This is a genomic window from Micromonospora antibiotica, from assembly GCF_017599305.1.
Classification (GTDB): domain Bacteria; phylum Actinomycetota; class Actinomycetes; order Mycobacteriales; family Micromonosporaceae; genus Micromonospora; species Micromonospora antibiotica.
This window is the reverse complement of the sequence record NZ_JAGFWR010000014.1, coordinates 113,716-139,207: the sequence shown is the minus strand read 5'-3', so window position 1 is coordinate 139,207 and position 25,492 is coordinate 113,716. Positions and strand designations below refer to the sequence as shown.

21 protein-coding genes and 1 riboswitch are annotated in these 25,492 nt (G+C 73.3%); of the genes, 11 read left to right on the top strand and 10 right to left on the bottom strand.

Annotation, left to right across the window (positions count from 1 at the left end; genetic code table 11):
- Positions 1-9: 9 nt before the first annotated feature.
- Positions 10-1,167: a DegT/DnrJ/EryC1/StrS family aminotransferase gene (locus JQN83_RS22145; protein WP_208569051.1), complete on the bottom strand. Its 1,158-nt coding sequence runs from the start codon at positions 1,165-1,167 to the stop codon at positions 10-12.
- Positions 1,164-2,147 carry a UDP-N-acetylglucosamine 4,6-dehydratase (inverting) gene (gene pseB, locus JQN83_RS22140; protein ID WP_208569050.1) on the bottom strand — a complete coding sequence of 328 codons (984 nt, stop codon included), beginning with the start codon at positions 2,145-2,147 and terminating at the stop codon, positions 1,164-1,166. The genes JQN83_RS22145 and pseB overlap by 4 nt, the downstream gene beginning before the upstream one ends.
- A gap of 344 nt (positions 2,148-2,491) precedes the next feature.
- Between pseB and JQN83_RS22135 the strand changes: the two genes are divergently transcribed.
- Positions 2,492-4,381 carry a hypothetical protein gene (locus JQN83_RS22135; RefSeq protein ID WP_208569049.1) on the top strand — a complete coding sequence of 630 codons (1,890 nt, stop codon included), beginning with the start codon at positions 2,492-2,494 and terminating at the stop codon, positions 4,379-4,381.
- A gap of 169 nt (positions 4,382-4,550) precedes the next feature.
- On the opposite strand, the gene JQN83_RS22130 is transcribed toward JQN83_RS22135, so the two are convergent.
- Entirely contained in the window at positions 4,551-5,063 is a 513-nt protein-coding gene (locus JQN83_RS22130) for a GNAT family N-acetyltransferase (protein ID WP_208569048.1), read from the bottom strand.
- An 88-nt stretch (positions 5,064-5,151) separates the two neighbouring features.
- Here JQN83_RS22130 and JQN83_RS22125 point away from each other — a divergent pair, with 88 nt between their 5' ends.
- The 4 genes from JQN83_RS22125 to JQN83_RS22110 are packed head-to-tail and all read left to right on the top strand — an operon-like array spanning position 5,152 to position 7,951.
- Positions 5,152-5,403, top strand: coding sequence for an acyl carrier protein (locus tag JQN83_RS22125; protein ID WP_244252945.1), 252 nt, complete (start codon positions 5,152-5,154; stop codon positions 5,401-5,403).
- Complete coding sequence (locus tag JQN83_RS22120) at positions 5,400-6,662, top strand: AMP-binding protein (protein WP_208569047.1); 1,263 nt, start codon at positions 5,400-5,402, stop codon at positions 6,660-6,662. The genes JQN83_RS22125 and JQN83_RS22120 overlap by 4 nt, the downstream gene beginning before the upstream one ends.
- Positions 6,655-7,401, top strand: a complete 747-nt coding sequence (locus JQN83_RS22115; protein WP_208569046.1) for an SDR family NAD(P)-dependent oxidoreductase — start codon at positions 6,655-6,657, stop codon at positions 7,399-7,401. The genes JQN83_RS22120 and JQN83_RS22115 overlap by 8 nt, the downstream gene beginning before the upstream one ends.
- 49 nt (positions 7,402-7,450) lie before the next feature.
- Positions 7,451-7,951, top strand: coding sequence for a hypothetical protein (locus JQN83_RS22110; RefSeq protein WP_244252944.1), 501 nt, complete (start codon positions 7,451-7,453; stop codon positions 7,949-7,951).
- A 472-nt stretch (positions 7,952-8,423) separates the two neighbouring features.
- On the opposite strand, the gene pseI is transcribed toward JQN83_RS22110, so the two are convergent.
- From pseI to JQN83_RS22095, 3 genes are all read right to left on the bottom strand, one after another.
- A complete protein-coding gene (gene pseI, locus JQN83_RS22105) occupies positions 8,424-9,476 on the bottom strand; it encodes a pseudaminic acid synthase (protein ID WP_208569045.1) in 1,053 nt (350 codons plus the stop codon).
- Between the two features lie 102 nt (positions 9,477-9,578).
- Positions 9,579-10,703 carry a glycosyltransferase family 2 protein gene (locus tag JQN83_RS22100; RefSeq protein ID WP_208569044.1) on the bottom strand — a complete coding sequence of 375 codons (1,125 nt, stop codon included), beginning with the start codon at positions 10,701-10,703 and terminating at the stop codon, positions 9,579-9,581.
- A gap of 89 nt (positions 10,704-10,792) precedes the next feature.
- Positions 10,793-12,118, bottom strand: a complete 1,326-nt coding sequence (locus JQN83_RS22095; protein ID WP_208569043.1) for a polysaccharide pyruvyl transferase family protein — start codon at positions 12,116-12,118, stop codon at positions 10,793-10,795.
- 186 nt (positions 12,119-12,304) lie between these two features.
- On the opposite strand from JQN83_RS22095, the gene JQN83_RS22090 reads away from it, so the two are divergent.
- The 4 genes from JQN83_RS22090 (at position 12,305) to JQN83_RS22075 (ending at position 16,929) form a co-directional block, all read left to right on the top strand.
- Positions 12,305-13,654 (top strand): acyltransferase family protein, encoded by a 1,350-nt coding sequence (locus JQN83_RS22090; protein ID WP_307799558.1) that lies wholly within the window; start codon positions 12,305-12,307, stop codon positions 13,652-13,654.
- A gap of 136 nt (positions 13,655-13,790) precedes the next feature.
- Positions 13,791-14,324 (top strand): hypothetical protein, encoded by a 534-nt coding sequence (locus tag JQN83_RS22085; protein WP_208569042.1) that lies wholly within the window; start codon positions 13,791-13,793, stop codon positions 14,322-14,324.
- Positions 14,325-14,449: 125 nt separating this feature from the next.
- Positions 14,450-15,211 (top strand): hypothetical protein, encoded by a 762-nt coding sequence (locus tag JQN83_RS22080; RefSeq protein WP_307799557.1) that lies wholly within the window; start codon positions 14,450-14,452, stop codon positions 15,209-15,211.
- A gap of 449 nt (positions 15,212-15,660) precedes the next feature.
- A riboswitch (cyclic di-AMP (ydaO/yuaA leader) is annotated at positions 15,661-15,805 on the top strand.
- 272 nt (positions 15,806-16,077) lie between these two features.
- Positions 16,078-16,929, top strand: coding sequence for a C39 family peptidase (locus JQN83_RS22075; RefSeq protein WP_208569040.1), 852 nt, complete (start codon positions 16,078-16,080; stop codon positions 16,927-16,929).
- Between the two features lie 276 nt (positions 16,930-17,205).
- Here JQN83_RS22075 and JQN83_RS22070 read toward each other — a convergent pair whose 3' ends face one another.
- The 4 genes from JQN83_RS22070 to JQN83_RS22055 all read right to left on the bottom strand — a co-directional run bounded on the left by JQN83_RS22070 (position 17,206) and on the right by JQN83_RS22055 (position 22,309).
- Positions 17,206-18,900, bottom strand: a complete 1,695-nt coding sequence (locus JQN83_RS22070; RefSeq protein ID WP_208569039.1) for a CDP-glycerol glycerophosphotransferase family protein — start codon at positions 18,898-18,900, stop codon at positions 17,206-17,208.
- Positions 18,901-18,925: 25 nt separating this feature from the next.
- Entirely contained in the window at positions 18,926-20,434 is a 1,509-nt protein-coding gene (locus JQN83_RS22065; protein WP_208569038.1) for a bifunctional cytidylyltransferase/SDR family oxidoreductase, read from the bottom strand.
- A gap of 170 nt (positions 20,435-20,604) precedes the next feature.
- Positions 20,605-21,423 (bottom strand): ABC transporter ATP-binding protein, encoded by an 819-nt coding sequence (locus JQN83_RS22060; RefSeq protein ID WP_067303417.1) that lies wholly within the window; start codon positions 21,421-21,423, stop codon positions 20,605-20,607.
- Complete coding sequence (locus JQN83_RS22055; protein WP_208569037.1) at positions 21,416-22,309, bottom strand: ABC transporter permease; 894 nt, start codon at positions 22,307-22,309, stop codon at positions 21,416-21,418. The genes JQN83_RS22060 and JQN83_RS22055 overlap by 8 nt, the downstream gene beginning before the upstream one ends.
- A 177-nt stretch (positions 22,310-22,486) precedes the next feature.
- On the opposite strand from JQN83_RS22055, the gene JQN83_RS22050 reads away from it, so the two are divergent.
- Together JQN83_RS22050 and JQN83_RS22045 are read left to right on the top strand one after the other, a co-directional pair.
- Positions 22,487-23,125 carry a TetR/AcrR family transcriptional regulator gene (locus JQN83_RS22050; RefSeq protein ID WP_208569036.1) on the top strand — a complete coding sequence of 213 codons (639 nt, stop codon included), beginning with the start codon at positions 22,487-22,489 and terminating at the stop codon, positions 23,123-23,125.
- Positions 23,126-23,298: 173 nt separating this feature from the next.
- The gene (locus JQN83_RS22045; protein WP_208569035.1) at positions 23,299-25,446 is read left to right on the top strand and encodes a DUF6077 domain-containing protein; all 2,148 of its coding nucleotides are present in this window, start codon (positions 23,299-23,301) and stop codon (positions 25,444-25,446) included.
- The last annotated feature ends 46 nt before the right edge of the window (positions 25,447-25,492 follow it).

The following is a 25,492-nucleotide window of genomic DNA, read 5'->3' as shown; positions in this document are numbered from 1 at the left end:
TTCCCCCGGTCAGGCGGCGGTGGGCGCGGTGACGCCGCGCAGCGCCGCGCCGAGCGCGTCGATCACCCGGTCCTGGTCGGTGTCGGTGAGACCCGGGTACAACGGCAGCGACAGCTGCTGTGCGTAGAACGACTCGGCCACCGGGCAGGACCCGCGCCGGTAGCCGAGGTCGGCGAAGGCCGGGTGCCAGTGCACCGGCAGGTAGTTGACCTGGACGCCGATGCCGGCGGCGCGCATCCGGTCGTACACCTCGCGGCGGCGGCCGTCGAGGATCCGGACCGGGTAGAGGTGCCAGGCGGGGGCGGCCCACGACCGGCGGGTCGGGGTGAGCACCCCGTCCAGGTCGGCCAGCGCCTCGTCGTAGCGGGCCACCAGCCGGGCGCGGGCGGCGAGGAAGTCGCCGAGCCGGCGCAGTTGGCTGCGGCCCAGCGCGCAGAGCACGTCCGGCAGCCGGTAGTTCAGCCCGAAGGAGTGCACCTCCTGGTGCCAGCCGCCCTCGTCCGGCGTGCGCAGCTCGGCGCGCTCCCGGACCAGCCCGATGTTGCGGAACCGGCGGGCCCGCTTCAGCAGCTCCGCGTCGAGGCTGGCGACCGCGCCGCCCTCGGCGGTGGTGAGGTTCTTGGTGGGGAAGAACGAGAAGGTGGTCAGGTCGGCCAGCGAACCGACCGGTCGGCCCCGGTAGGTGGCCCCGATGGAGTGCGCCGCATCGGCCAGCAGCAGCGCGTCGGAGCCGGTCAGGGCGGTGCGCAGGGCGTCGTAGTCGGCCGGGTGGCCGGCGTAGTCGACGGCGGCGACGACCTTCGTCCGGGCGGTGGTCGCCGCGGCTGCCGCCGCCGGGTCCAGGGTGAACGTCTCCTCCTCGACGTCGGCGAAGACGATCCGCGCGCCGAGGGCGACCGCGCTGCTGGCCGTCGCCACGAACGTCATCGGCGGCACCACCACCTCGTCGCCGGGTCCCACCCCGGCCGCCGCGTAGGCGACGTGCAGGGCGGCGGTGCCGTTGGCGACCGCCGCGCAGCCGGCCCCGCCGGTCCAGCCCGCGAGGTCCGCCTCGAACGCGTCGACCTGCGGGCCGGTGGTGAGCCAGTCGCTGCGCAGGGTGGCGACCACGGCGGCGACGTCGTCGTCGGTGACCGACTGCCGGCCGTACGGGAGCATCGCCGTCACGCCGTGATGCCCAGCATGTCGCGCAGCTGCCGGACGCTCAACCACTCGTCGTTGCCGTCGGACTGGTAGGCGAACCCGTCCGGCACCGGCTCACAGTCGACGGGCGGCCGGTAACCCCAGGTGGCGATCGTCGGTTGGACGATGAACCGGTCCTTCGCGCGCAGCGTCCGGCGGCTGTCGTCCGGGGCGATCATCTCCTCGTGCAGCTTCTCGCCGGGCCGGATGCCGATCTCGTGGGTGGTGGCGTCCGGGGCGATCGCCTCGACCAGGTCGAGGATGCGCATGCTGGGGATACGCGGCACGAACAGCTCGCCGCCCTGCATCTGGTCGAAGCTGTCCAGCACGAACTGCACGGCCTGGTCCAGGGTGATCCAGAACCTGGTCATCCGCTTGTCGGTGATCGGCAGGCTCTTGCCCTCGGCGGCGAGCCGGCGGAACAGCGGCACCACCGAACCCCGGCTGCCCACCACGTTGCCGTAGCGGACCACGGCGAACCGGGTGGGGTGCTGGGCGGCGTAGTGGTTGGCCGAGACGAAGAGCTTGTCGCCGACGAGCTTGGTCGCGCCGTACAGGTTGATCGGGCTGGACGCCTTGTCGGTGGAGAGCGCGATGACCTTCTTGACGCCGGCCTCGATGGCCGCGTCGACCACGTGCTGCGAGCCGGTGATGTTGGTGGCGATGAACTCCGACGGGTTGTACTCGGCGGTGTCCACCTGCTTGAGGGCGGCGGCGTGCACCACGTGGTCCACCCCGTGCATGGCCCGGGTGAGCCGGTGCCGGTCCCGCACGTCGCCGATGAACCAGCGCAGCCGGGGGTCGTCGCCGAGTTGCTGGCGCAGCTCGTACTGCTTGAGTTCGTCGCGGGAGAACACCACCACCCGGGCCGGGTCGGCCACGTCGAGGACGTGCCGGAGGAACGTCTTCCCGAAGGACCCCGTCCCGCCGGTGACCAGAATGGAGGACCCATTCAACTCACTCAATTTGGTGCTCCCCAGCTCGTGGTTGGTGCGCCACCGGCTCGGGCCAGGCGACCGGACGGACGCTAACCAGGTCGGGTTAACACCCCGACGCCCCCGGGTGAACCGACCGCGCTGCTCCCGTGAATGCCGGACCCCCGCCAGGCGAACACTTGCCGACCCGGTTGCTGCCGGCTGACCAGCGGCTACGTCGCTGACTACAGTGGCCCGGCGCGGCCGGTGGGCACCCCCGCCGCAGGCGCATCCGACACCCACGGTCGGGCACCCGCCCGGCCCGGCCTGCGGGCCGGGACCGTCGCGCGTCCCGGGCGGGCCGACGGGGTGCCCCGACGAGGCAGGAGGCGACGATGGTGGCCGTCACCGAGGTAGGACCCCGGGTCGCCGACCCGCCCGGGCAGCCGGCCGGTCGAGGCCGTCGGCTGGTGCCGGTGCTGCTGGTGGTGGGCTGGCTGGTGGGCGTCGCCTGGCGGATGTGGTCGTCCCGGCACGTGCCGCTGCCGATCGCCCACACCGACGAGGACAGCTACCTGCACACCGCCCGCGCGTTGGCCGGTGGGCCGGGCGGCTTCAGCAGCGAGAACGGGCCGTTGCGCCGGGTCGGCTACCCGCTGTTGATCTCCCCGGCGTTCCTCGGGGAGCGGGACTTCACCGACAGCTACCGGCTGGTGCAGTTGATCAACGCGGTGCTGAACGCGACGGTGCTGCCGCTGGCCTACCTGCTGGTGCGTCGGCTGGCGCCGGTGAGCCGCGCGGTCGCCCTGGCCGCCGCCGCCGTCGCGGCCACCCTCCCGGCGACCGTCTTCTACGCAGGCGTGGCGATGATCGACACCGTGTTGGCGCCGCTGGTGCTGGCCTGGCTGCTCGTCGTGCACCGGTGGGTACGCCGACCCGCCCCGCTGGTCGCCACCGGGGCCGGTGCCCTGGTCGGGGTGTTCCACCTGCTGCACTCGCGGGGCCTGGTGATCGTGGGGGTGCACGCCGGTCTGGTGCTGCTGCTGTTCCTGCGGCGACGGATCAGCCCGGCGCAGGTGCTCGCCGCCGTCCTGCCGGTACTGGCGTTGGCCCTGCTCAACGAGGCGGTCATCCGGCTGCTCGGCGACCGGGTCTACCTGCTCGGGGACCCGCCCGGCGGCGGCACCGTCCGGGCGGTCGCCTCCGGCCCGGGGCTGCTGCGGGTCGGCGCGGCGGTCGCCACCCAACTCTGGTACCTGGTGGTCATCACCTTCGGCCTGGCCGGTGTCGCCTGGGCCGGCGCCGTCCGCCTCCTGCTGCGCCGTCCCGCCGCGCTGTCCTCCACCCCGGCCCCGGCACTGTCCTCCGCGCCGGCCCCGGCCCCGGTTCCAGCCTCCGCGCCGGTTCCAGCCTCCGCGCCGGCTCCGACCCCGGCCTCTGCGCCGGCCGCGACCACGGTCGGCACCTCCGTCGCAGCAGGGTCGGCGGCGGACGATGCGGCGACCCGGTGGACGGTCGGGGTGGCGGTGGTGACCAGCGTCGGGGTGGCCGCCGGAGCGTCGGTGATCCTGGCCGGCATCACCGGTAAACCGCTGGACGCCATCTACGGCCGCTACGTGCAGATGCTCGCCCCGTTCTGGCTGCTGGTCGGGGTCGTGATGCTGGTGACCGCGACGCCCCGGGTGCGGTGGCGGCGGGCGGCGGTCGCGGCGGCGGTGCTGCTGGCCGGGGCGACGCTGATCGCCGCCCGGCTCGCCTGGGTGGCCGGCCGGGGACACGAACTGCGCTACGGCGGTTTCGGCGCACCCGACCTGATGGCCCTGACCGGGGGCTGGCGCGAGTTCCGGCCGTACACCGGCGCGGCCGTCGGACTGGCCGGCTGCCTGCTGCTGGTCGCCGCCGTGCGGTCGCCCCGAATGCGCGTGCCGGTGCTCGCCGCGCTGGTGGTGGTGAACATCGGCACCATGCAGGTGATCACCGACCGGCTGGTCCGGCCGATGGTCGCGGCGACCGCCCCGACCCCCCGGGTGGCCGACCTGGGGGTACGCCCCGGCGACCGGGTCTGGGCGTCGCTCGGCGTGCAGTGGGTGCTCCGGTTCAACCTCAGCCACCAGGTCACCTGGGCCGACGTGCGGTGGTTCGTGGACAACCCGCCGGCCGACGCGGACGTCGTCCTCGTCCGGTGGGCACCCGGCGAGCCGGACGACTGGGACGGCACCCGGTACGGCTTCGTCCGGTTGGGGGGTAACCCGGCGCAGCACTGGGCCGCCTGGCGTCGCCACTGATCCGGGTGGTCCCCGCACGTCACCGCCACCCGGTGCCGGGTCGCGGTGCCGCACGCTTTCGCCACCCGGTGCCGCCCCGGTCGTGTGCGTTTCCGCCGTCGCCCGGCGCGCGCCATTCGGTTAACGGGGGATGGCCGGTCGGTGAATCGTCACCGGACACCTGTCGACCTTAGCGTCGGCGACGATTTTCCCGGGTCAGGGAAATGGGGACGACGATGATTTCCCGGCCGTCGACCGTCTCGGGCCGCCCGGTGCCCTCGACGAACCGGAAACGACGGTTCATCTGTCGTACGACGGTGTTGTGCGCCAACACCTCGCCGTCGAGCCGGTCCAGCGCGAGCACGTCGAAGGCGTGGTCCACCGCCGCCCGCATCACCCCCAGCCAGGCGGGCAGGGTTGCCCCCCGTTCGGCCAGCCCGTCGGCGTCCAGATAGAAACCCCAGGCACCGGACCGGGTCGGCCCGTCCAGGCGCAGGTCGAAGAACGTCACCACGCCCGCCGGCAGGTCGTCGTGGAGATAGACCAGCACGCGGCGGGCCGGGTCGGTGCGGACCCGCGACCACCACGCCGCGTGCTCGGCGGGGGTGATCTCGTGACTGGTCTTGCTGACCTGCCGGTTGGTTTCCTGATTACGCCAGGAAAACATCAGGTTAACGTCTTCCGTGGTGGCCTCGCGCAACACTCGTACCCCTTTTATTCACCTGGTGGACCCGGGTCGACCCTACCCGGGTAAATGGGCGAGGTAATTGTCGGGCTGTACACTCCGGCGCATGAACGAATTGAGTCGCGCGCAGATCCGCGACCTCATGGCGCAGGTGGTGCGGAACCAGGGCAGGGTGTTGCCCGACGACGACTCCGCCGACCTGCGGGAGATCGGCTTCCGGTCCCTGGACTTTTCCGAGCTGGCGCTGCGGGTGGAGGACGAGACCGGGGAGGAGTTGAACTTCGACGCCCCCGGGCTGCGTCGGATCGCCACCGTCGGGGACGTCCTCGACTTCCTCGCCGAACTCCAACGGCAGTGACCGTCGCGACCTCGCCGGCCGGGCTGGACAACCGCATCGTCGTCGCCGGGGTGCCCCGCAGCTGGCGGGACCTACCCGCGCCGGCGCTGCCGTCACCCGGCGCGGTCCTCACCGCCGGAGCCGCCGACGCCCTCGCCGTCGCCCGGCAGCACGCCACCGACGGCACCGAACTGCTGCTCGCGGGCCCCACCCGGGTCGACGCGACGATGCGGGACGAGCTGCGCGCCGCCGGGTTCGCCGTCACCGTGCTCGTCGACGGGGTGCCGCGGACCGTGCCGCCGGCCACCGGGCGGGCAGCGGAGGCCGGCCGGCTCTGGCTGCTCACGTCTGGTTCGACCGGCCGGCCCAAGCGGGTCGGGCACACCCTGGACTCGTTGACCACCGTGCGGGCGGCCCAGCCGCAGCGGACCTGGCTCTGCCCGTACGCCCCCGGCAGTTATGCCTGGTGGCAGGTGGTCACCCTGTCGCTGACCCAGCCCGGTCAGCACCTGGTGGTGGTCGACCCGGACGAGCTGGACGACTGGCCGGCGCTGGCCGCCGCGCACCGGGTGGACGCCGTCTCCGGCACCCCGACCTTCTGGCGGCGCACCCTGCACCGCGACCCGGAGGCGCTGGCCCGGGTGCCGCTGCGGCAACTCACCCTCGGCGGCGAACCTGTCGACCAGACCGTCCTGGACCGGCTCCGGGCGCTCTTCCCGGCCGCCCGGATCTCCTGGATCTACGCCTCCTCCGAGGTGGGCGCGTCGATCGTGGTGCACGACGGGCGGGCCGGCTTCCCGGTCGACTGGCTCGACCGGGCCGTACCCGGTCGGCCCACCCTCTCGCTGCGCGACGGCGAACTGGTGGTCGCCTCGCCGCACCACGGCGTCGGGCACGACGGCCCGGTCCGCACCGGCGACCGGGCGCAGATCGTCGAGGGCCGGGTCATGATCACCGGTCGGTTGGACTCCGACGAGATCAACGTCGGCGGCAGCAAGGTCTCCGCCGGGCTGGTCCGCGACGTGCTCACCGCCCACCCTCAGGTGGCCTGGGCCCGGGTGACCGGCCGCCGCGCGCCGGTGCTCGGCCGGATGGTGGTCGCCGAGGTCGTCCCCGCCACCGCGCCGGGCGACGCCGGCCAACCGGACGGGGCATCCCTGCTCGACGAGGGTGCGCTGGTGCGCTGGTGCGCCGAGCGGCTCCCCGAGTACGCGGTGCCCCGCCGCATCCGCCTACTGACCGAGATTCCCGTCAAGGAGACCCTGAAGAGCGATGTCTGATTCCGCGCTCGTCCCACCCAGCACCGTCGTCCTCGTCTCCGGCGGGTCCCGGGGGCTGGGCCTGGCCATCGTCACCGACCTGCTCGACGCCGGGCTCACCGTTGCCGCGTTCGCCCGCAGCGTCACCCCCGAGTTGGAGAAGCTGGCCGACGCGCACCCCGACCGGGTGCACGTCGGCGCGGTGGACGTCACCGACCTCGCGGCGGCACAGGGCTTCGTCCGGGCGGTCGAGGCGCGGTTCGGCCCGATCGACGGGCTCGTCAACAACGCCGCCGTCGGGCAGGACTCGATGCACACGCACACCGCCACCGCCGACATCGCCCGGATCGTCGAGACCAACCTGACCGCGCCGTTGCAGCTCACCCGCCTGGTGATCCGGCGGATGCTCGGGCAGGGCCGGCGCGGCCGGGTCGTGAACGTCACCTCGATCTGCGCGCAGCGCGGCTTCCCCGGCCTGGTGGCGTACTCGGCCACCAAGGGCGGCATGGACGCGGCGACCCGGTCGCTGGCCCGCGAGCTGGGCGGGCGGATGCTGGTCAACGCCGTCGCGCCGGGCTTCTTCGCCTCGGAGATGTCCGCCGTGCTGGGCAGCACCCAGCTCGACCAGATCGTCCGCCGCACCCCGACCGGGCACCTGACCGAGCCCGCCGAGGTGGTGCCGGTGGTGCGGATGCTGCTGCGCGAGCACACCAACATCAACGGCCAGGTCATCGTGGTCGACGGTGCTGCCTCGATCTGACCGTGCCTGCCCCGACCACCGGCCCGGCGGCGGTCGGGGCGACGGTGTCGTGACGGCCCGGTCCGAGTCGGCCGGTGGGGGTGCGGTCGGGTCGGTGGGCACCCGGCCGGGCGGGCAGTCGGGGCGCGCGGTCGGCCCGCCGGTCCGGCCGGCTGGAAACGTCGGGCTGCGACCGGTGCCGGCGCTGCTGGGCGCCGCCGAACGGCACCTGCGCGTCGGCACCCCCACCGAGCTGCGGTACGCGGTGACCCGCAGCCATCTCGACGACGGGCGCTGCGTCGGCTGGTACGGGCCGGTCACCCCAGGTTGGCGGGTGGCGATCGACGCCGAACGGGCCACCGCCGAGGTCCCGCCCGCGTTGGCCGCCCGCTTCGGCCCGGTCGACTTCTGGGCCCGCTGGACCCGGGCGGAGAGCCTGTGCAAACTGGCCGAGATACCGGTGGCCGCCTGGTGGCGGCGGCACGGTCTGGCCGTACCCCCGCACACGCGTGCGGTGTGGCGCACCCTGCACCTGGCCGACCTGGTGGTCACGGTGGCCTTCGCCCCCTGAGCAGCACCCGGTGGCGTCGCCGCCCGCCACGTGATCCCGCCGCCCGCCGCCCGCCGCGCGACCCTGCTCCGGTCCCGTCACATCCGACGTCGCCCCGCCCCCGCAGGACCGAGGGGTTATCCGCCGCGCCGCCCGGTGGGTTTCCGCCGTGGCAGCCGGTGCGCCGAGGCCGTGCCACTCCTGCGGGGGTGGGCCATGATCAGATGACGATGGCGACGACATCTGCCGGCGTGTCGTCGCCATTTTCGTCATTTGATCATGAGCGCCAGGGCTGGGCGGCCTGGGTTGGACAGGGGTGGGGCTGGGCCGAGCGGGGCTGCGCAGAGCAGGGCAGGGCAGGGCAGGGCTTGCGCAGGGCGGGGCAGGGCAGGGCCTAGCGGGGCTGCGCAGGGCAGAGCGGGGCTGGGCCGAGCAGGGCTGCGCAGGGCGGGGCTAAGCAGAGCGGGGCTGCGCAGGGCAGAGCGGGGCGGTGTCAGACGAGGTCCCAGCTCAGCGGGGTGCCGCGGGGGACGTCGGTGGTGAAGGTGCGGCCGAGGACCCGGTCGATCTCCACCGGAGGCAGGCCGCCGGCCGGGCGGATCGAGCGGACGTTGGCTGCGGTCACCTCGTCGCCGGCCCGGACGTCGGCCACCACGAACAGGGAACGGCGGAACCGCAGCCCCTCCCGCTCGGCCGGGGTCGGGCCGATGGCGGTGCCGCCGAGCGCCGCGTGTGCCCGCGCCGACTCGACCACCAGGGCGGCCAGCTCGTCGGGGTGCAGCGAGAAGTCGGAGTCGACCCCGCCGTCGCCCCGGTCGAGGGTGACGTGCTTCTCGATGAAGCAGGCGCCCAGCGCCACCGAGGCCACCGGCACCCCGATGCCGGGGGTGTGGTCGGACAGGCCGACCGGCACCCCGAAGGCGTCGGCCAGCACCGGGATCCGGCGCAGGTTGCTGTCGGCCGGTGGGGCCGGGTAGGCGGCGGTGCAGGCCAACAGCACGATGCCACCGGCCCCGCCGTCGCGGGCGGTGCGCACCGCGGCGTCGATCTCGGCGAGCGTGGCCATGCCGGTGGAGATGACCAGCGGCTTGCCGGTGCCCGCGACCAGCCGGATCAGCGGCAGGTCGACCAGCTCCGACGAGGCGATCTTGTACGCCGGGACGTCCAGCCCCTCCAGCAGCTCCACCGCCGACGGGTCGAACGGGGAGGAGAACACGGTCAGCCCCCGCTCCCGGGCCCGTTCGAAGATCGGCCCGTGCCACTCGTACGGGGTGTGGGCCCGCTCGTAGAGCCGGTAGAGGTTCTGCCCGCCCCACAGCTCGTGCCCGCCGGAGATGCGGAACGCCGGGGTGTCCACGTCGATGGTGATGGTGTCCGGCCGGTACGTCTGCAACTTCAGCGCGTGCGCCCCGCTGGCCGCCACCGCGTCCACGATCGCCAGGGCCCGCCCCAGGTCACCGTTGTGGTTGCCGGACATCTCCGCCACCACGAACGGCTGCTCCCCGGCCCCCACCACGTGCGGCCCGATCTTCACTGTCGTCGTCATCCCAAGACCCCTGTTCCCTGTCACTCGTCACTCGTGGCCGGTCGTCGACACGCCGACAGCGCCACCGGTCCGATGCCGGCGTACCGTGTCGGTGGTGGCCGGTCACCGGCTGCCGCGACCCGCCAGCGCGTCCCGGTCGGCGGGGGAGTCCGCCAGCGGGGTCGGCCCGGCGACCGACGGGGCCGGTTCCGGTGCGGCGACCGGGCTGCGCAGCCACCCGGCCAGCCGGTGCGCCTGGCGCAGCACCGCGTACGCGAGGTAGGCGTCCCGGCCGACCAGCCGGTGCTTGAGCCCCGCCACGCCGCCCGGCCGGGGGTAGCCGCCCGGCGGCAGGTGCCGGCGGTGGTGCGCGGCGATGCGGTGGAAGAACTCGCGGCGCAGGTGCGGGTGCAGCCGGCCGTCGTTGCCGACCACCACCAGCATGTGGTTGATCATCAGGGTGAACAGCTCGCCGCGCAGCCGCTCGTCGGGATACCGGCGGGCGACCCAGTCGAACAGCCTGTCGTACTGGGCGAAGGCGTCGAAGTGGCGACCGCTGCGGGTGGAGGTGATCGCGCCCTGCCGACCCTGCCGGTAGAGGTAGCAGACCCGGTCCAGCACGGAGATCCGTTCCGCGCCGATGAGCAGCGGGTTGCTGAACGGGATGTCCTCGTACCAGCCGGGGTGGAAGCGCAGTTCCAGGTCGACCATGAACTCCCGGCGGACCACCTTGTTCCACGCGGTGTGCTGCACCCGCAGCAGCCCGGGTCGGTCGGCCAGCCGGACCACCCCGGGGATGCCGCGTAGCAGGTGACTGCTCGCGTCCACCTCGCGCCGGCCGTCCTCGCTCACCCGCAGGTGGTCGAGCATCAGCACGTCGGGGCGGTGCGCCCGGAGCCGGTCCAGCACCGCCGCGACGGTGCCCGGCGGCAACCAGTCGTCGCTGTCGACGAACCAGACGTACTCCCCGACGGCCACGTCCAGGCCGGCGTTGCGGGCGGGACCCAACCCGACGTTGCGGGTCAGGTGCACCGTGCGTACGCCCGGATGCTCGGCCGCGTACGCGCGCAGCAGCTCACCGCACCGGTCCGGCGAGGCGTCGTCGACCGCGACGATCTCGACCGCGCCCGCCGCGTCGGCCGGCACGTCCGTGCGCACCGAGTCGAGGCACTGGTGCAGGTACGCCTCCACCCCGTGGACGGGGACGACGACGCTGAGCAGCGGGGTGGGCGCGGGCTGGTTGACCACCCCGCCACCCTGGTGCACGGGTATGGACGGCCACGGAACGTGACGTATCCGGCGGAGATGGAGCTGCTGAACAGCGGCCGAGCGGCAGGTTAACGGTTCAGCATCCGCCGCACCGGTGCGCCGACCGCCCGCTTGACCCGGGCCCGCAGCCGCTGTTCCCGCAGCTCCCGCACGTCGTCGCCGAGCGCCGCGTTACGGTCGCGCAGCCACTGGATGCGGGCCAGCAGTTCCTCGGGCGAGGTGGCCCCGGCGGGCCGGACCGCCGGGGGGAACACCGTCTCGCGGACCTGCGCGTCGAACCGGGCCGCGCTGTCGCCGTCGTCGAACGCGTTGCCCAGGTCGTGCCGGGCGAGGAACGCGCGCAGCACCTCGTAGCGGGCCCGGTGCCCGGTGTTGAGGGCGGTGTAGTCGGCCTCGGCATAGAGCTGTGCGGCGTCCACGTCGGCCGGCACGTCCTTCATCAGCCGGTGCGGGATGTCGAAGTACCTGGCCAGTTCCAGGGTGCGCGAGTCGTGCGCGAACAGGTAGCCGGGGGTGCCGGAGACCAGCGCGGTGATGGTGCCGTGGATGCGGGTGCCGAAGGCGAAGTCGAAACCGGCGAGATAGTCCATCCAGGTCCACGGGTCGAGGAACATCCGCACCTTGTCCTGCGTGAACAGCGGGTGCGAGGTGTGCACCGGGATGGCGCTGGTCTTGCCCCGGTCCTCGGGGGCGTCGCCGTAGAGCAGGGTGCCCAGCGTCTTGAGGTCCTGCGGGAGGTAGCGCAGGTTGGGGTAGCGGGCCTGGTGCGAGGTGATGATCTTCGCCATCGACTTGACGTACGGGGAGACGGTCAGCGCCACCCGGGCGTCGGTGCTCAGGGCCGGCGCGGACTTCTCCACCCGGAACCGGTCGCCGTGCAGGAACATCGACGGGCAGCCGATCACGTCGACGGCGGAGAAGCCCAGCGTGTTCAGGTACCGCGCGGTGATCTCCCCGCGTACACCGATGCTCGGCCCCCGCTCCAGCGCCGCCCGGACGAACCGGCTGACCACGTCGTCGATCGGACGCAGGTACTCCCGGTCGCCGGTGACGTCGGTCTGCACGCCGACCCCGAACACCACCACCGGGATCCGCAGCCGCTCGACCAGCTTCGTCATCAGCTCGATGCGGTGGGCGTAGCTGCGCCGGAACGCGTTGGCCAGCGGGATGACGTACACGTCGTACTGCTCGTTGATCCGGTCGGCGTCGCGCAGGTCGACCTTGAACTCGGTCGACGTGATCCGCGCGGTGGAGGTGCGCAGCAACTTGTGCGCGGCGTGACTGAAGACCAGGTTGCCGTTGTTCTCCCCGATCCAGTTCCCCTCGTACGCCTCCTCCGGGCCGCGTACGTCGAACGGGTCCTTCTTGGCCCGCATCAGGATCCGCTGGTGCACACTCTGCTCCGTTCCTCGTTAGCCGGGCGTGCCTGCGACGGGCCGCGCCGGTCCGCCCCATGGGCGCGCGCCGACACCGACGGGTCCCGCGATGTTAGGGCAGTGGAGGGATTTCGTACACCTTCCGCACATCCGCACCACCCCGGCGCGTCACCCACGGTGGGGTGTGCCGGTAGGGTGCCCCGGGTGACCAGCGTGCCCACCCCCGCGTCCCCGGCGCTGAACCGGCTGCCGTCGCTGACCGGGCTGCGGTGGATCGCCGCCATGCTGGTCTTCGGCTACCACGTCGGCACCATGCGGATCGTCACCCAGTCCGACGCCAGGGCGGTGGTCGACTGGCTGTTCACCCTGGGCCTGTCCGGGGTGCAGTTCTTCTTCATCCTCAGTGGCTTCGTGCTGGTCTGGTCGACCCGCGACGGCGACCGGCGGCGGGACTTCTGGCGTCGCCGGCTCGCCAAGATCTATCCCAACCACGTGCTGACCTGGGCGGCGGCGCTGCTGGTGATGTGGTGGTTCGCCGACCCGGTGGTGCCGCGCGCCGCCCTGGAGAACCTCTTCCTCGTCCAGGCGTGGGACCCCACCCCCGGCTACTTCTACAGCATCAACAACGTGAGCTGGTCGCTGTCCTGCGAGCTGTTCTTCTACCTCTGCCTGCCGCTGGTGCTGCCGGCGATCCGGCGGGCCCACTCCGGCGTGCTCTGGGCCATGGTGGTGGCGGTGCCGCTGGTCATCCTGGCGCTCTGGCCCGGTCAGCAACTGCTCCCCGAGGGCAGCAACTGGTGGTTCACCCAGGTCTTCCCGCTGGTCCGCTCCACCGAGTTCTGGCTGGGCGTCGCCGCCGCCGAGCTGCTGCGTCGGGGCCACTGGCGGGGGCCCGGCCTGCCGCTGGCCAGCCTGCTGTTCGTGGTCGTCTGGGTGGCGGCGCACTGGATCCCGGCCGAGATGTGGGCGGCGCTGCTGTCGGTGGCGTACATCCTGGTCATCCCGGCGGCGGCCCGCGCGGACGTGCAGGGCCGCTGGTCGCCGTGGCGGCACCGCACCCTCATCTGGCTCGGTGAGGTGTCGTTCGCCTTCTACCTGGTGCACGTGCTGGTGATGATGACGGTGCTGCGGCTCACCGGGCACTGGGGTGTGGGGCTGCCCGGCTGGTCGGGACCACTGGCCGTGCTCGGTTTCCTGGTGCTGAACCTGGCGTTGGCCGCCGCCCTGCACCGTTTCGTGGAGACGCCGATGATGCGCCGGCTCGCTCCCCGCCGCCGTACCCCACCCGTGCCGGCCGCCCCCGACGCCGCCCGCGGTGCCGCTGTCCCCGACGCCGCCCGCGGTGCCGCCGCCCGCGGTGCCGCTGGCCCCGACGCCGCTGTCGGCGGTGCCGTTGTCGGCGGTGGGGCGCCGGCCGGTGTCGCCGCCGGTGGGGTTCGGCCGGACGACGTGGCCGGCAGCGGCGGTGTCACCGTGCCGGGGCCGCGGGCTGCCGGCGACGGGCGGCGTGCCGGACTCCCCGTCGAGTACGTCGGACCGCGCGACCCGCACTGACCACCCCGCACCGGAACCCGGGCCGAGCTGGGCGGCGACCTGGTGCAGCACCGCCCCGGACCAGGTCCACGGTGGTGGGCGCGGCGACACGCCCGGCGGTGCTGCGGGTCGGTCACCACGGCGGTAACGTGGACATATGCTCCCGGCCGCACCCACCAGTCCGCTGTGGTGGGTCGCCCGCTGGTGGTCCCGGCTGTTGACCGGCCTGGCCGTCGCGATCGCGTTCGCCGTCGCCGGCCCGGCACTGTCCGGCCCGGCACTGTCCGGCCCGGCACTGTCCGGCCCGGCACTGTCCGGCCCGGCACTGTCCGGCCCAGCACTGCCCGGCCCGGCGTCGTTGCGCCCGGCGTCGTTCGACCCGGGGCCGGCGGCAGCCGCCCTGCCGGTCGACGCGTCGCTGTCCTTGCCCGCGGCCGGAGCCCCGGCCGCCCCGACCGACATCCGCAGCGGTGGGCGGGAGGCCGACCCGGCCGCCGCCGCAGATCGGGCCGTCGCCGTGGTGCTCGCCGTGCCGGCAGCGGACCGGGCCGCCGTCGTGCTCGCCGTGCCGACGGCAGACCGGGTCGACGCCGTCGTGCCGGCCGGCGTCGCGCGGAGCGCCCCGCCCCCGGCGCTGCCGGCCGGTCGAACACCCGTCGCCACCGCCCCCCGGGCACCCCCGGAGGGCTGACCGCCCACGCGGGGGCCGACCACCCGCGACCGCCTGCGCCACGCACCACACCCGCACCGCCCGGCCGGATGTTCCCGCCGCCGGTACGGCCTCCTCTTCCGCATCCCGCCTGCGAGGTGTCGACCGTGAACACCGTGCTCTCCCAGTTCCTGATCGAGGTCCCGACCGCCACCGTGATCTGGTCCGCGCTGCTCGTCCTGGCGCTGACCGGGATCACCATCCTGGTGGCCCGGCCCGAGCGGGACCAACCGGCCGCCGCAGCCACTGCCGCCGCGCCGGCATCCGACGCCCCACCCCCCGTCGCCGACCTGCGTCGCTACGCGGAGGAGGTGGCCGTCGCCGCCTCCGGAGCCGCCCGGAGGGCCCGCCACCACCGCGTGGCCTGGCTGGCGGCCCACGACGCCCTGGAACGGGCCTGGCAGGCGTACGACGAAGCGGAGACGCTGGCCCGCCGGTTCACCGGTGCCCGGGCGCTGCCCAGCCCGCGTACTCCCCGCACCCCCGCCGAGTACGCCGGTCGGGAGCGGTGGCTGCACCAGGAGGCCGTGGCGGCGCACTGGCGGGGAGAGTTGTCGGTGGAGCGGCTGCGGGACGTCTTCGCGCACCGCGACGGTTGGGACCCGCGTCGGCACCCGGTCGAGCACGAGGTGATGCTGGCCCGCGCGGTCCGCGAGGACCGGCGTACAGCGTACCGGGCTGCGGTCGGGCGGGAACGGGCGGCGTGGCGGAACGCCGAACTGGCCGCCGAGGCGGCCCGGTCGCTGGCTGCCGAGGCACACGCGGCGGCGCAACGGTGGCGGCCGACCCGGGTCCCACTGCCCCGTCCGGCGACGTCCGCCACCCGCCCGGCCCCCGCCACCCGCTGGCGTCCGGCCCGGGTCGGCTGACCCGGCCGTCAGGTCGGCCGGTCGCTGGTCGGCGAAGCCGGACGGTCGGCGGGTCAGCGGGTCAGCGGGCCAGCGGGCCAGCGGGTCAGCGGGCCGGCTGGTCGGCTGGTCGGCTGGTCGGCGAAGCCGGACCGGTCGGCGGGTCGGCGGGACTGAATTGTTATCTGCGGGTTGTGGGTGCCGTCACTGCGGGTGGAAACCGGACACCTGGTCACAGTCGGTCACATCGACTGCGACGATCATCGGCGGTCGGTGCCCGGCCGTCCGGGTTTTCGCCTGGACGGGCCCGGGCGCTCCGACCGTCCCACGCGTGGCGGGTCAGTGCCCGAGTGCCCCGAAACTGACTCGTCCAGCCCATGTTTGTGCAGCTCAACGGGCTTGGCGAGGGGGGAAACCGGCCAGTAGTGTCGCTGCGGTCCGGTGCGGTTTCCGATCGCAAGAGGCGACGCCGTGCCGACCCGCTCAATCGTGCCAGTCACGAACCGGGGACCCACACGCACCACCTGGGGTGAATCTCCGGGCCACGGCCCGGGGTAGGGCGATCTTCCCGCCCGAATCCGTCAGCTAACCCGGTCGGCGGCAAAGGAAGGAGTTCCCTCCTCGTGCAGCATGACCCCACCCCCTCGGTAGTTCCTCCACCTCGGTGCCGGGGCACCGCCGGACCGTCGCGCCCGACGCGCTGACCCGGCTCTGTGCCCCGCCGCCCGGCCCCTGCCGGGCGAGCCGCCGATCCGCCCGGCCCCCCGTCGGGCGGTCCCTGCCGAACGAGCGGCGCAACACCCGATCCGCGCGCGGCGTGTCCGCCGCGTGCCGATGGGGTGTGCCCGCCGCCTCGCCCCGTGGAGGAACACCCTGTGAAGCACCACATGAAACGACAGCTCCGCCTACTGGGCATCCGACGCCCGTACCGGATGGTCGTCGGCTCGGCGGCGGTCCTCGCCCTGGCCGCCGGTGGCACCGCCCTGGCCGCCGGGGTCGACGACGCCCCGACCGACCAGCAGCGCGCCACCGCCGTCGCCGAGACCGCCCCCCGCCTCGACGACGTCGCCAGCCGCGCCCAAGCCCGGGTCGCCGTCCCCGCCCCGACCAGCCCGTCGGCCACCCCCTCGGCCAGCCCGTCGGCGAGCGACGCCCCGTCGCCGCGCGTCACCCGGGCGAAGGCAAGGGCCACCGCCGACCCGGACCTGACCCGCAAGGCGGCCCCGAAGCCGCCGTCGTCGAAGGTCCTGCGCTACGACTACCAGGCCCAGACCACCTACTACTACTGCGGCCCGGCGGCGGTCCGCAACGCGCTCAGCGCGGCCGGCATCGAGCGCGGCCAGGACGACCTCGCCGCCCAGTTGGGCACCACCGAGATGGGCACCAACTCGGCCGAGGACACCACCCGGGTGCTCAACGCCGTGGTCAAGGGTGACCCGTACCGGACCAGGATGTTCGCCGGCACGCCGAGCGACGCGCAGATCGACCGGCTGCGGGCCGACGTGGTCGCGGCGGTCGCCGACAAGCGGGCCGTGGTCGCGAACGTGGCCGGGGACGCCACCGACCTCGACGGCGGCTGGCACTCCTTCCCCGGCGGCCACTACATCGCCGCCGTGGGCTACCGGGACAACGGTCGTACCGTGCGGATCGCCGACTCGGCCGACCCGTCGCTGCCGGCCTACTGGGTCAGCGTGACCACCCTGGCGAACTGGATCGCCACCCGGGGCTACTCCGCCTGACCGAGCCACCCCACCCGCCCCGGCCGCCCTACCACGGGTGGCCGGGGCGGTTCGCTGTCCCGGGGTCGACCCGACCGGCCGGAGCAAGATCGTGCTCGAACATGGTTGTAGTGGCCTCCTGCGACGAGGAGGCCACTACAACCTGGATCGAGCACGATCTTGCCGACGGAGGCGGGCGCGCGGGGCGGGTGCGGAGGCGTGTCCGGGACGGGTGCGAGCGCGAGCGGGTGCGGGCGGAGGCGGGTGCGGGCGGAGGCGGGCGGGTGCGGGTGCGGGTCAGGCGTGGGGGGAGAGGGGGGCGGCGGGGGTACGGGGGGTCGGCGGGGTCCAGCCCGGTTCCAGCTCGCGGCGGGCCGCGGCCAGGAAACCCTCGGCGTACGCGTCGGCGGGGAAGTCGCCCAGGTAACGGCGGCGGGTCTGCCAGCGGGCCGCCGCCAACGGGTCGGTGTCCAGCAGCCCGGTCAGCACCTCGTCGAGGTTGGCCATGTCCCGGCGCAGCACGTAACCGGAGCGGGCCAGCGGGAACCGGTCCAGGAACTCGTCGCCGTCGACGCCCAGGTCGGTCACCGCGTACGGCTTGCCGGAGTAGAGGTAGTCGGAGATGACCCCGGAGACGTCGGAGACCAGCGCGTCGGAGCGGTTGACGCACTCGGTCAGGCTCAGCTCGCGGCTGGCCGCCGACCCCCACAGGTGCTGCCGGCCGGTACGGGTCCGGTCGGCGGCGAGCAGCTCGGTGAGCCGGGCCAACTGCCGGGCCGAGGCCGGATTCTGCCCGGTGTACGGGTGGGCGCGCAGGATCACCGTGGCCCCCCGGTCGAGCAGCCGGCGCAGCAGCGGCTCGGCCACCGGCAGCGAGCAGTAGTTGGCGTCGGCGTGGTGGCCGGTCCAGGTGGGGGTGTAGAGCACGGTCGGGGCGGTCAGCGGGCGGGCCTCCCGGCGTACCTCGATGGCTTCGACCTGCGGGCGGCCGACCACGACGAACTTCTCGGCGGGGATCTCCACGCCGGCCCGCGCGTACCGCTCGATCGCCGCCGGACCGGCCACGAAGATCTTGTCGAAGATGGCCGAGACCGGGTTGGCGCTGGGGGCCTTGTCGCTGTCGCCGTGGTGCAGCTGCACGTGGGTGAGCTGGGTGAACCGGATGCAGTGGCTGTTCTTCGCCCCGTGGTTGACATAGAACGCCACCCGCAGGCTGGGCACCAGCGCCTCGTCCATCGCCTTGAGGGTGGGGCAGTAGACCACCGGGGCGCTCGTCGCGGCGGCGATCGTGGGCAGGAACTCCGGCTCCCGCAGCAGCACCAGGAACGGCCGACCGAGCCGCTCCAGGTAGGGCAGCCACATGGTGACCTGGTATTCCGAGCCGGGTGGGGCGGAGAAGTAGAGCAGGAACTCCGGCTGGTGCGTGCGCAGCGCCCGGGTCACCGGGCCGCCCCCACCCGACGGCCGGAACCGCCGCCGGGCCAGGTCCAGGCCGACCGCACCGCAGCCGGCCGCGACCACCAGCACGACGACCAGCGCCAGCACGGCGGGCAGGGCGAACGCGGCGGCCACCGCCACCACGGCGAGCAGCCCCAGCAGTACGCCGCCGAGCCGGGCGGCGACCAGCGGGGTCCACGCCCGCACCGGCAGGTTCGCCGCCCGGATCTCCAGGTTGCCGGCATCGCGCAGCGGCCCCACCAGCAGCACCAGGCCCAGCAGCAGCAGCGCGGTGAGCGCCAGCACCGGGTCGAACCCGTCGTCGAGCCGGCGGGCGTAGCCGACCAGGATGCCGGCGGCCAGCAGCACCGTCTCGGCGACGATGTCGGCGTCGGGGCGGACCCGACGTTCGTAACCGGCGGCGGCCAGCGCGGCCACCGCCAGGGCCAGGCCCCAACCGGTGGCCCCGGTGAACGCCACCACCAGGAAGGCGACCACGGCCAGGCCGGTGGTCAGGCACCGTGCGATCAGTTTCCTGACCAGGTCACCACGCATGTCGTACCGTCTCCGGGGTGTCGGGTCAGCCGGCGTCGACGCCGCTGGGCAGCCGGTCCTGCTCGGCCGCGGTCGGCTGCGCCGGCACCGGGGCCGCCTCGCCGGGGGCCCGCCGGACGTCGATCACCTGACCGGTGAGGTCGGAGATCAGCACGTCGAGCGAGGACTGGGCGACCGTTTCGGCGGCCAGCAGGGTGTGCTCCGGCTCCTCACCGAACGCCTTGGTACGCATCGGGGTGGCGGTGCGCTCCGGGTTGATGCAGTTGACCCGGACGCCGTACTCGGCCCACTCGTCGGACAGTGCCTGGGTCAGGTTGACCAGCGCCGCCTTGGTGGAGGAGTAGAGCGCGTACTGGGCCCGGCCCCGGGTGTAGGAGCTGGACGTGTAGAGCAGCAGCTGACCCTTGGTCTGCTGGAGGTACGGCAGGGACTGCCGGGCGGCGATCACCGGGCCGACGAAGTTGACCTGGAGCACCCGGTCCATGGTCTCCTCGTCCATCTCGGCCAGTGCACCCTTCTCCAGGATGCCGGCGGTGACCACCACGTGGTCGATCCGGCCGGTGGCCTCGAAGGCGGTCTTCAGCGCGGCCTCGACGTCGCCGGTCTGCTCGACGTGGGTGCCGGTGCTGGACCGGCTGAACGGGAAGACCTGCGCGCCGTAGCCCCGGGCCAGCTCGGCCAGATCGTGCCCGATGCCGTAGCTGCCGCCGAAGATGACGATCGTCCGGCCGGCCAGCTCCTCGGTGTAGCTGCGGTGCGACAGCCGGGGGGCCTGGGCGGCGGCGAGCTGGAACAGCTTGTCGGCGAGGTGCACGTCGACCGGGTGGGTGACCTTGATGTTCTCGTCCGAGCCGTCGATCACCTTGATCGGGGTGCCGGGCAGGTAGCGCAGCACCACGCCGCAGTCGTCGGTGGCGGCGAAGTCCGGGTCGCCCTCGGCCCGCCGGTACGCCTCCCGGATGGTGCCCGAGCGGAACGCCTGCGGGGTCTGCCCCCGGCGCAGCCGGGACCGGACCGGGATGTCGGTGATGCACTCGTCCTCGTCGACCTGGATGATCGTGTCGGCGGAGGGGATCGCCACGTCGACGGCGGAGTAGCTCCACAGCGCGTTCACGCACTCGCGGACGATCCGGGCGCTGACCAGCGGGCGGACCGCGTCGTGGAAGAGGATGTTGACGTCGCCGTCGCCGACCGCGTCCAGGGCGGCCCGGGTGGTGGCGTTACGGGTCTCGCCGCCCTCGATGACCTTGCTGACCTTGCGGAAGCCGGCCTTGTCGACGATCTGCTGGGCGTCGGCGACGTGCCCGGTGGCCATCAGCACGATGATCTCGTCGATCTCCGGGGCCGACTCGAAGACGGCCAGGGTGTGTTCGATGATCGGCTTGCCGGCGATCTTCAGCAACTGCTTCGGGATGCCCAGGCCGAGCCGGGTCCCGGTGCCTCCGGCCAGCACCACCGCCACCGTCCGCGAGGGCCGCCACGGTGCCGGGGTCTCCGGTGTGGCGTCCGGGCCAGTGGTGTGGTCCTGCGTCATTGCCGATCCTCACTCTCGGGGGATGTCTGCACGCGTCCCGGGGGTCACCCTGAACGGAAGATTGCGCCAGCCTGGCGACGGGATGAACCTTAACGCGCGGACCGCGCCGCCCCAACGGGACGACGCGGTCCGTGGAGCATCGGATCGATGCCGTACGTGCGCCCGGAATACTACTTGCCGTTGGCGAATGCCTCGTACGCCCGGATCACCTCGTCGGTGGGCCCGTCCATCCGGATCAGCCCTGACTCCAACCAGATCGTCCGTTCACAGGTGTCCCGTACCGAGGAGAGCTGGTGGCTGACCAGGAAGACCGTGCCGGCCCCCTCGCGTAGTTCCCGGACCCGCTGCTCGCTGCGCTTACGGAAGCCCTTGTCGCCGGTGGCGAGCGCCTCGTCGATCAGCAGCACGTCGTGCTTCTTGGCGGCGGCGATGGAGAACCGCAGCCGGGCCGCCATGCCCGAGGAGTACGTCCGCATCGGCAGGCTGGCGAAGTCGCCCCGCTGGTTGATCCCGGAGAACTCGATGATCTCCGGCGTCATCCGGGCCACGTCGTCGGGCTGCATCCCCATCGCCAGGCAGCCCAACGTGACGTTGCGCTCACCCGACAGATCGTTGAGCAGGGCGGCGTTCACCCCCAGCAGGGACGGCTGGCCCTGGGTGTAGACCGCGCCCCGGTTGACCGGGAGCAGCCCGGCGATGGTCCGCAGCAGGGTCGACTTGCCGGAGCCGTTGCTGCCGATCAGGCCGATCGCCTCACCCCGGTACGCGGTGAAGGACACCCCCTTGACCGCGTGCACCTCCTGGATGTTGGGCGCGGAGGAGCGCTTGACCAGCCGGCGCAGCGCGGCCACCGGTGTGCTCCCGCCACCGGCGCCCTTGTGCACCCGGTAGATCACGTGCGCGTCGTCCACCACCACGGTGGGGATCCGCTCGACGACCCGGGGCAGGGTCACGGTGACGTCGTTGGACGTCTCGTACCGGTCATCCACGGCCGTACTCCTGTTCGCCGCGCCAGAAGTAGACGTACCCGGCGATCCCGCCCAGGATCGCCCAGCCGGCCGCCACCAGCCAGAGCTGGGTCAGCGACTCGTTGAGCAGTGGCGCCTGCTCCAGCAGGGCGTACCGGGCCAGCTCGATGTAGACCAGGATCGGGTTGAACTGGATGAGCGTCGAGGCCCACTCCGGCAGCCGGTCGAACAGCTTGACGCTGTAGAGCACCCCGGAGCCGTACATCCAGGTGCGCAGGATGAACGGCATGACCTGCTTGAGGTCGCTGGCCTTGGAACCCATCCGGGCGACCACCATCACGACCCCGGCGTTGAAGGCCGCCTGGAGCAGCAGTGCCGGCGGCAGCATCAGCCAGGCCAGGGTGAGCGGCTCGCCGGTCACCAGCACGATGCCGACCAGCACGATCATCGAGGCCAGCAACTGCTGGAACTGGGTCAGCGTGGCGGCCAGCGGCAGGCAGGCCCGGGGGAAGTGCAGCGCCCGGATCAGCCCCAGGTTGCCGCTGATCGACTGGGTGCCGGCCAGCACCGCGCTCTGGGTGAAGTTGAAGATGAACAACCCGGTGGTCAGGTACGCGATGAAGTTCGGGATGTTGTTCTGCCCGAGCACCACGCCGAAGATCAGGTAGTAGACGGCGGCGTTGGTCAGCGGGGTGAGCACCTGCCAGATCTGGCCCAGCTTGGCGTTGCTGTACGAAGCGACCAGTTTGGCGTTGGCGTACGCGGCGGTGAAGTGCCGGTAGGCCCACAGTCTGCGGCTGTACTCGGTCAGGGAGGGGCGCTCACCGGCGACCCGTAGTCCGTGCCGAGCGGCCAGCTGCGCCTGGGTCAGGCCCGTTTCGGGGTCGACCAGCGCGGTGGTGGCCATGGGAAGGGCGCTCCGATCTTTCGTACCAACGGGATGCGCGCGACGATGGGAACTGTGGGTCGGCGCGGTGCCGGGGCAGCCTCGTCGCTGCGTGGACGGTAGTCCATAACACGTCGGGACGCAACCGTACCGTCGTTGCGCTACATTGGCCCACGTGACAGGTGCGAAGAGTCCCCGATGACCAGCGACAAGAGGCGTGCGCCGGCCGGTGCCGCAGTGCTGAGAGGCGACATCACCAGGGCCATCCGCCGCGCGTTGATGCAGGAACTCGCCGCCGTCGGATACGGGCGGCTCTCCATCGAGGCGGTGGCCCGCCGGGCCGGCGTCAGCAAGACCGCGATCTACCGGCGGTGGAGCTCGAAGCTCGACCTGGTGATCGAGACCGTGGTCGCCGCCGCCGGCAGCAAACTGCCGGCGCTGGACACCGGCAGCCTGCGCGGCGACCTGACGCTGCTGTTCCAGGTCGTCGCCCACGCGCTGAGCCACCCGCTGGCCTCGCAGATCATCCCCGACCTGCTCGCCGAGGCGGCCCGCAACCCGACCATCGACGAGACCCTGCAGCAGTTGCTGCGGGCCAAGCAGCAGGAGATCGGCGGCCGGCTGATCGGCCTGGCGGTGGAGCGCGGCGAGTTGCCCGCCGACACCGACGCCGACGCGGCGGTCGACCTGATCGTCGGGCCGCTGTACTGGCGACTGGCCATCGCCCGTACCCCGCTCACCCCGACCTACCTGGACCTGCTGGTGGAGTCGGTGGCCATCGGGCTCACCGCGAACGGCACCGTGCCCCGGCCGCGGGCGGCCCCGGTGTCCGGTTGACCCGGCACCCACCCCACCCGGCCAACTCCGGGACACCGCCACGCCGCCCACCGGCCATCGACGGACGATGGTTGCGGTTACCCTGCTTTCCGGACCGGAGCCGGGCGACCGTCCGCCGCCCGCCGGCCGTACGACTCTCGCGTACCGTGCCCGCACGACGACAAGGACGACCCGTGCCGAACGCCGACCCCGTTGCCGTCGCGCCTCCGCCCGTCGCACCACCCCCCGCCGGGCCTGCCGCCGGACGGCCGCAGCCCGCGCACCGGCTGCGGTCGGCGCTCGCCGCGGCCCCGGCCGTCGTCACCGACGCGGCCGTGCTGGGCTTCGCGCTGTGGACGGTGCTCTACCACGCGTCCTTCCTGTTCGGGCTGCGCCCGTCGGTGACGTTCCTGATCTGGCTGGTCGGCTGCGCCCTGATCACCGCCGTGGTGGCGGTGCGTGCCCTGCGCCGGGCCCGGGTCCCCGCCCCGGCGGGTGCGGCTGCCGACGCCGCCGGAGCGCCGACGACTCCCGACGCCGCCGGAGCGCCGACGACTTCCGACCCCGTCCCGGCGGGCGGCACGGGCCAGCCGCGCCGCTGGCTGCTGCCCGTGGTCGCCGCCGGGGTGGTCGCCGCCGTCACCGCCGGCCTCGCCGGCACCCCGGCCGGCGACGTGCTCTCCTGGTGGGTCCCGGCCGCCGCCGGCGCGGTCGCGGGCATCGGTGCCATGCTGCTCACCCGGCGGGCGTGGCGGGCTGACGACGCGGCGCCGCCCGCGTCACCGGTCCCCACCGCCCTCCAGTCCGGGTACGCGCTGCTGATCTCGGTCGGGGTGGCGATCTCCTCGCTCTACCTGGCCCGCAACACCCCGGACGACGTCTACTACGTCGGCAAGACCGTCTGGGTGGCCGACCGTGACCTGGTGCCCACCAACGACTTCCTGTTCACCGAGAACGTCGCCCCGGCGATGGGTTCGCTGCCGCCGACCCCGTCGATCGAGGTGTTCGACGGCGCGCTCGCGCACGTGCTCGGCATCCACGGCGCGTCCGCCACCTGGTACCTGGCGCTGCCCGTGATGGCGGTGCTGGCCGTCCTGGCGCTGTGGCGGCTCACCCACCGGTGGGCCCCACGCCGGCCGGTGCTCGCGTTCAGCGTCGCGGTCACCTACCTCTACCTGGTGGCCGGCTCGGACGCCGCGCTCGGCACCTTCCACCTGCCCCGCCTCTACGAGGGCAAGGGGATGTTCGTCTCGGCGGTCATCCCGCTGATGTGGCTCTACCTCACCGAGTGGTTCGACACCCGGTCGCGCCGCTCGCTGCTGCTCGTCTTCGCCCTCTCCGTCACCGCTGCCGGCCTCACCACCACCTCGGCGATCATCCTGCCGATGCTGGTCGGCGCGGCCGGGCTGGCGATGCTGCTGGTCGGCCGCTGGAAGGACGCGGTGGTCGGCGGGCTGGCCGCCGTGGCGTACCCGGTGGGGGCGATCGTGGTGTCCCGGCTGGTGCTGGGCGGTATGGACGCGGCCGGCGCGGACGACGCCTTCTTCGACGCCGAGTACACCTACCGGCGGACGCTGCTGGTCGGGATCGTCGGCGTGATCAGTGGCCTGGCGCTGTGGTGCGGGCCGCTGCTGGCCCGTCGGCGCACCCCGGCCCTGCTGGCCGCCGGTGCCGCCCTGGTGATGAGCGTGCTGCTGGTGCCCGGCGTGCTGGAGACGCTCGGCGCGCTGACCGGCATCTCCGTGGTGCTCTGGCGGGTGCCGTGGCTGCTCGCCCTGCCGACCCTGATCGGCCTGCTCTGCACGGTGCGCGTCCCGTCGCCGTCGCGGCTGCTGCGCGGTGCGGTCGGCGGGCTGGTCGCCGCCGCGATGGTCACCTCGTTCGCCGTCTGGGCCACCCCGATGTGGTCGAAGGACAGTTGGGTCGAGACGCACACCCGCCCCACCTGGAAGCTGCCCCAGCAGCGGCAGGAGATCGCCTTCTGGATCTCCCGGCAGGACCGGCCGGCGGGGCTGGTCCTCGCCCCGTCGACGATCATGCGGACCTCACTGATCGTCACCAGCCGGGTCCGGGTCGTCCTGCCCCGCGACTTCTACCTGGTGGAGTACGACCTCAACTCCGACTTCGCCAAGGACCGGCTGTTGCTGGCGCACTTCGCCGACGGGCGGGAAAAACCCGCCCGGGACCAGGTCGACGCCGCCGTCGACCGGCTCGGGGTGGGCACCATCTGCGTCTACAACGGCAACCGGTACGCCCGGGACATGGCCGTCGAGCTGGGCTTCAAGGAGTTCGCGACCCGACCGGGACCGGGCGCGACGACCTGCTACGGCCGGGCGGGCTGAGCGGCGGACGTCAGGTGTCGCCCGAGGGGTATCGTCGCGTCTGACC

Coding starts and splice junctions, on each gene's coding strand:
- JQN83_RS22055 (WP_208569037.1), bottom strand. CDS start 22,309: ATGGCCACCACCGCGCTGGTCGACCCCGAAACGGGCCTGACCCAGGCG.
- pseI (WP_208569045.1), bottom strand. CDS start 9,476: ATGACGACGACAGTGAAGATCGGGCCGCACGTGGTGGGGGCCGGGGAG.
- JQN83_RS22070 (WP_208569039.1), bottom strand. CDS start 18,900: ATGCGTGGTGACCTGGTCAGGAAACTGATCGCACGGTGCCTGACCACC.
- JQN83_RS22115 (WP_208569046.1), top strand. CDS start 6,655: ATGTCTGATTCCGCGCTCGTCCCACCCAGCACCGTCGTCCTCGTCTCC.
- JQN83_RS22125 (WP_244252945.1), top strand. CDS start 5,152: ATGAACGAATTGAGTCGCGCGCAGATCCGCGACCTCATGGCGCAGGTG.
- JQN83_RS22135 (WP_208569049.1), top strand. CDS start 2,492: ATGGTGGCCGTCACCGAGGTAGGACCCCGGGTCGCCGACCCGCCCGGG.
- JQN83_RS22065 (WP_208569038.1), bottom strand. CDS start 20,434: ATGACGCAGGACCACACCACTGGCCCGGACGCCACACCGGAGACCCCG.
- JQN83_RS22075 (WP_208569040.1), top strand. CDS start 16,078: ATGAAACGACAGCTCCGCCTACTGGGCATCCGACGCCCGTACCGGATG.
- JQN83_RS22085 (WP_208569042.1), top strand. CDS start 13,791: ATGCTCCCGGCCGCACCCACCAGTCCGCTGTGGTGGGTCGCCCGCTGG.
- JQN83_RS22050 (WP_208569036.1), top strand. CDS start 22,487: ATGACCAGCGACAAGAGGCGTGCGCCGGCCGGTGCCGCAGTGCTGAGA.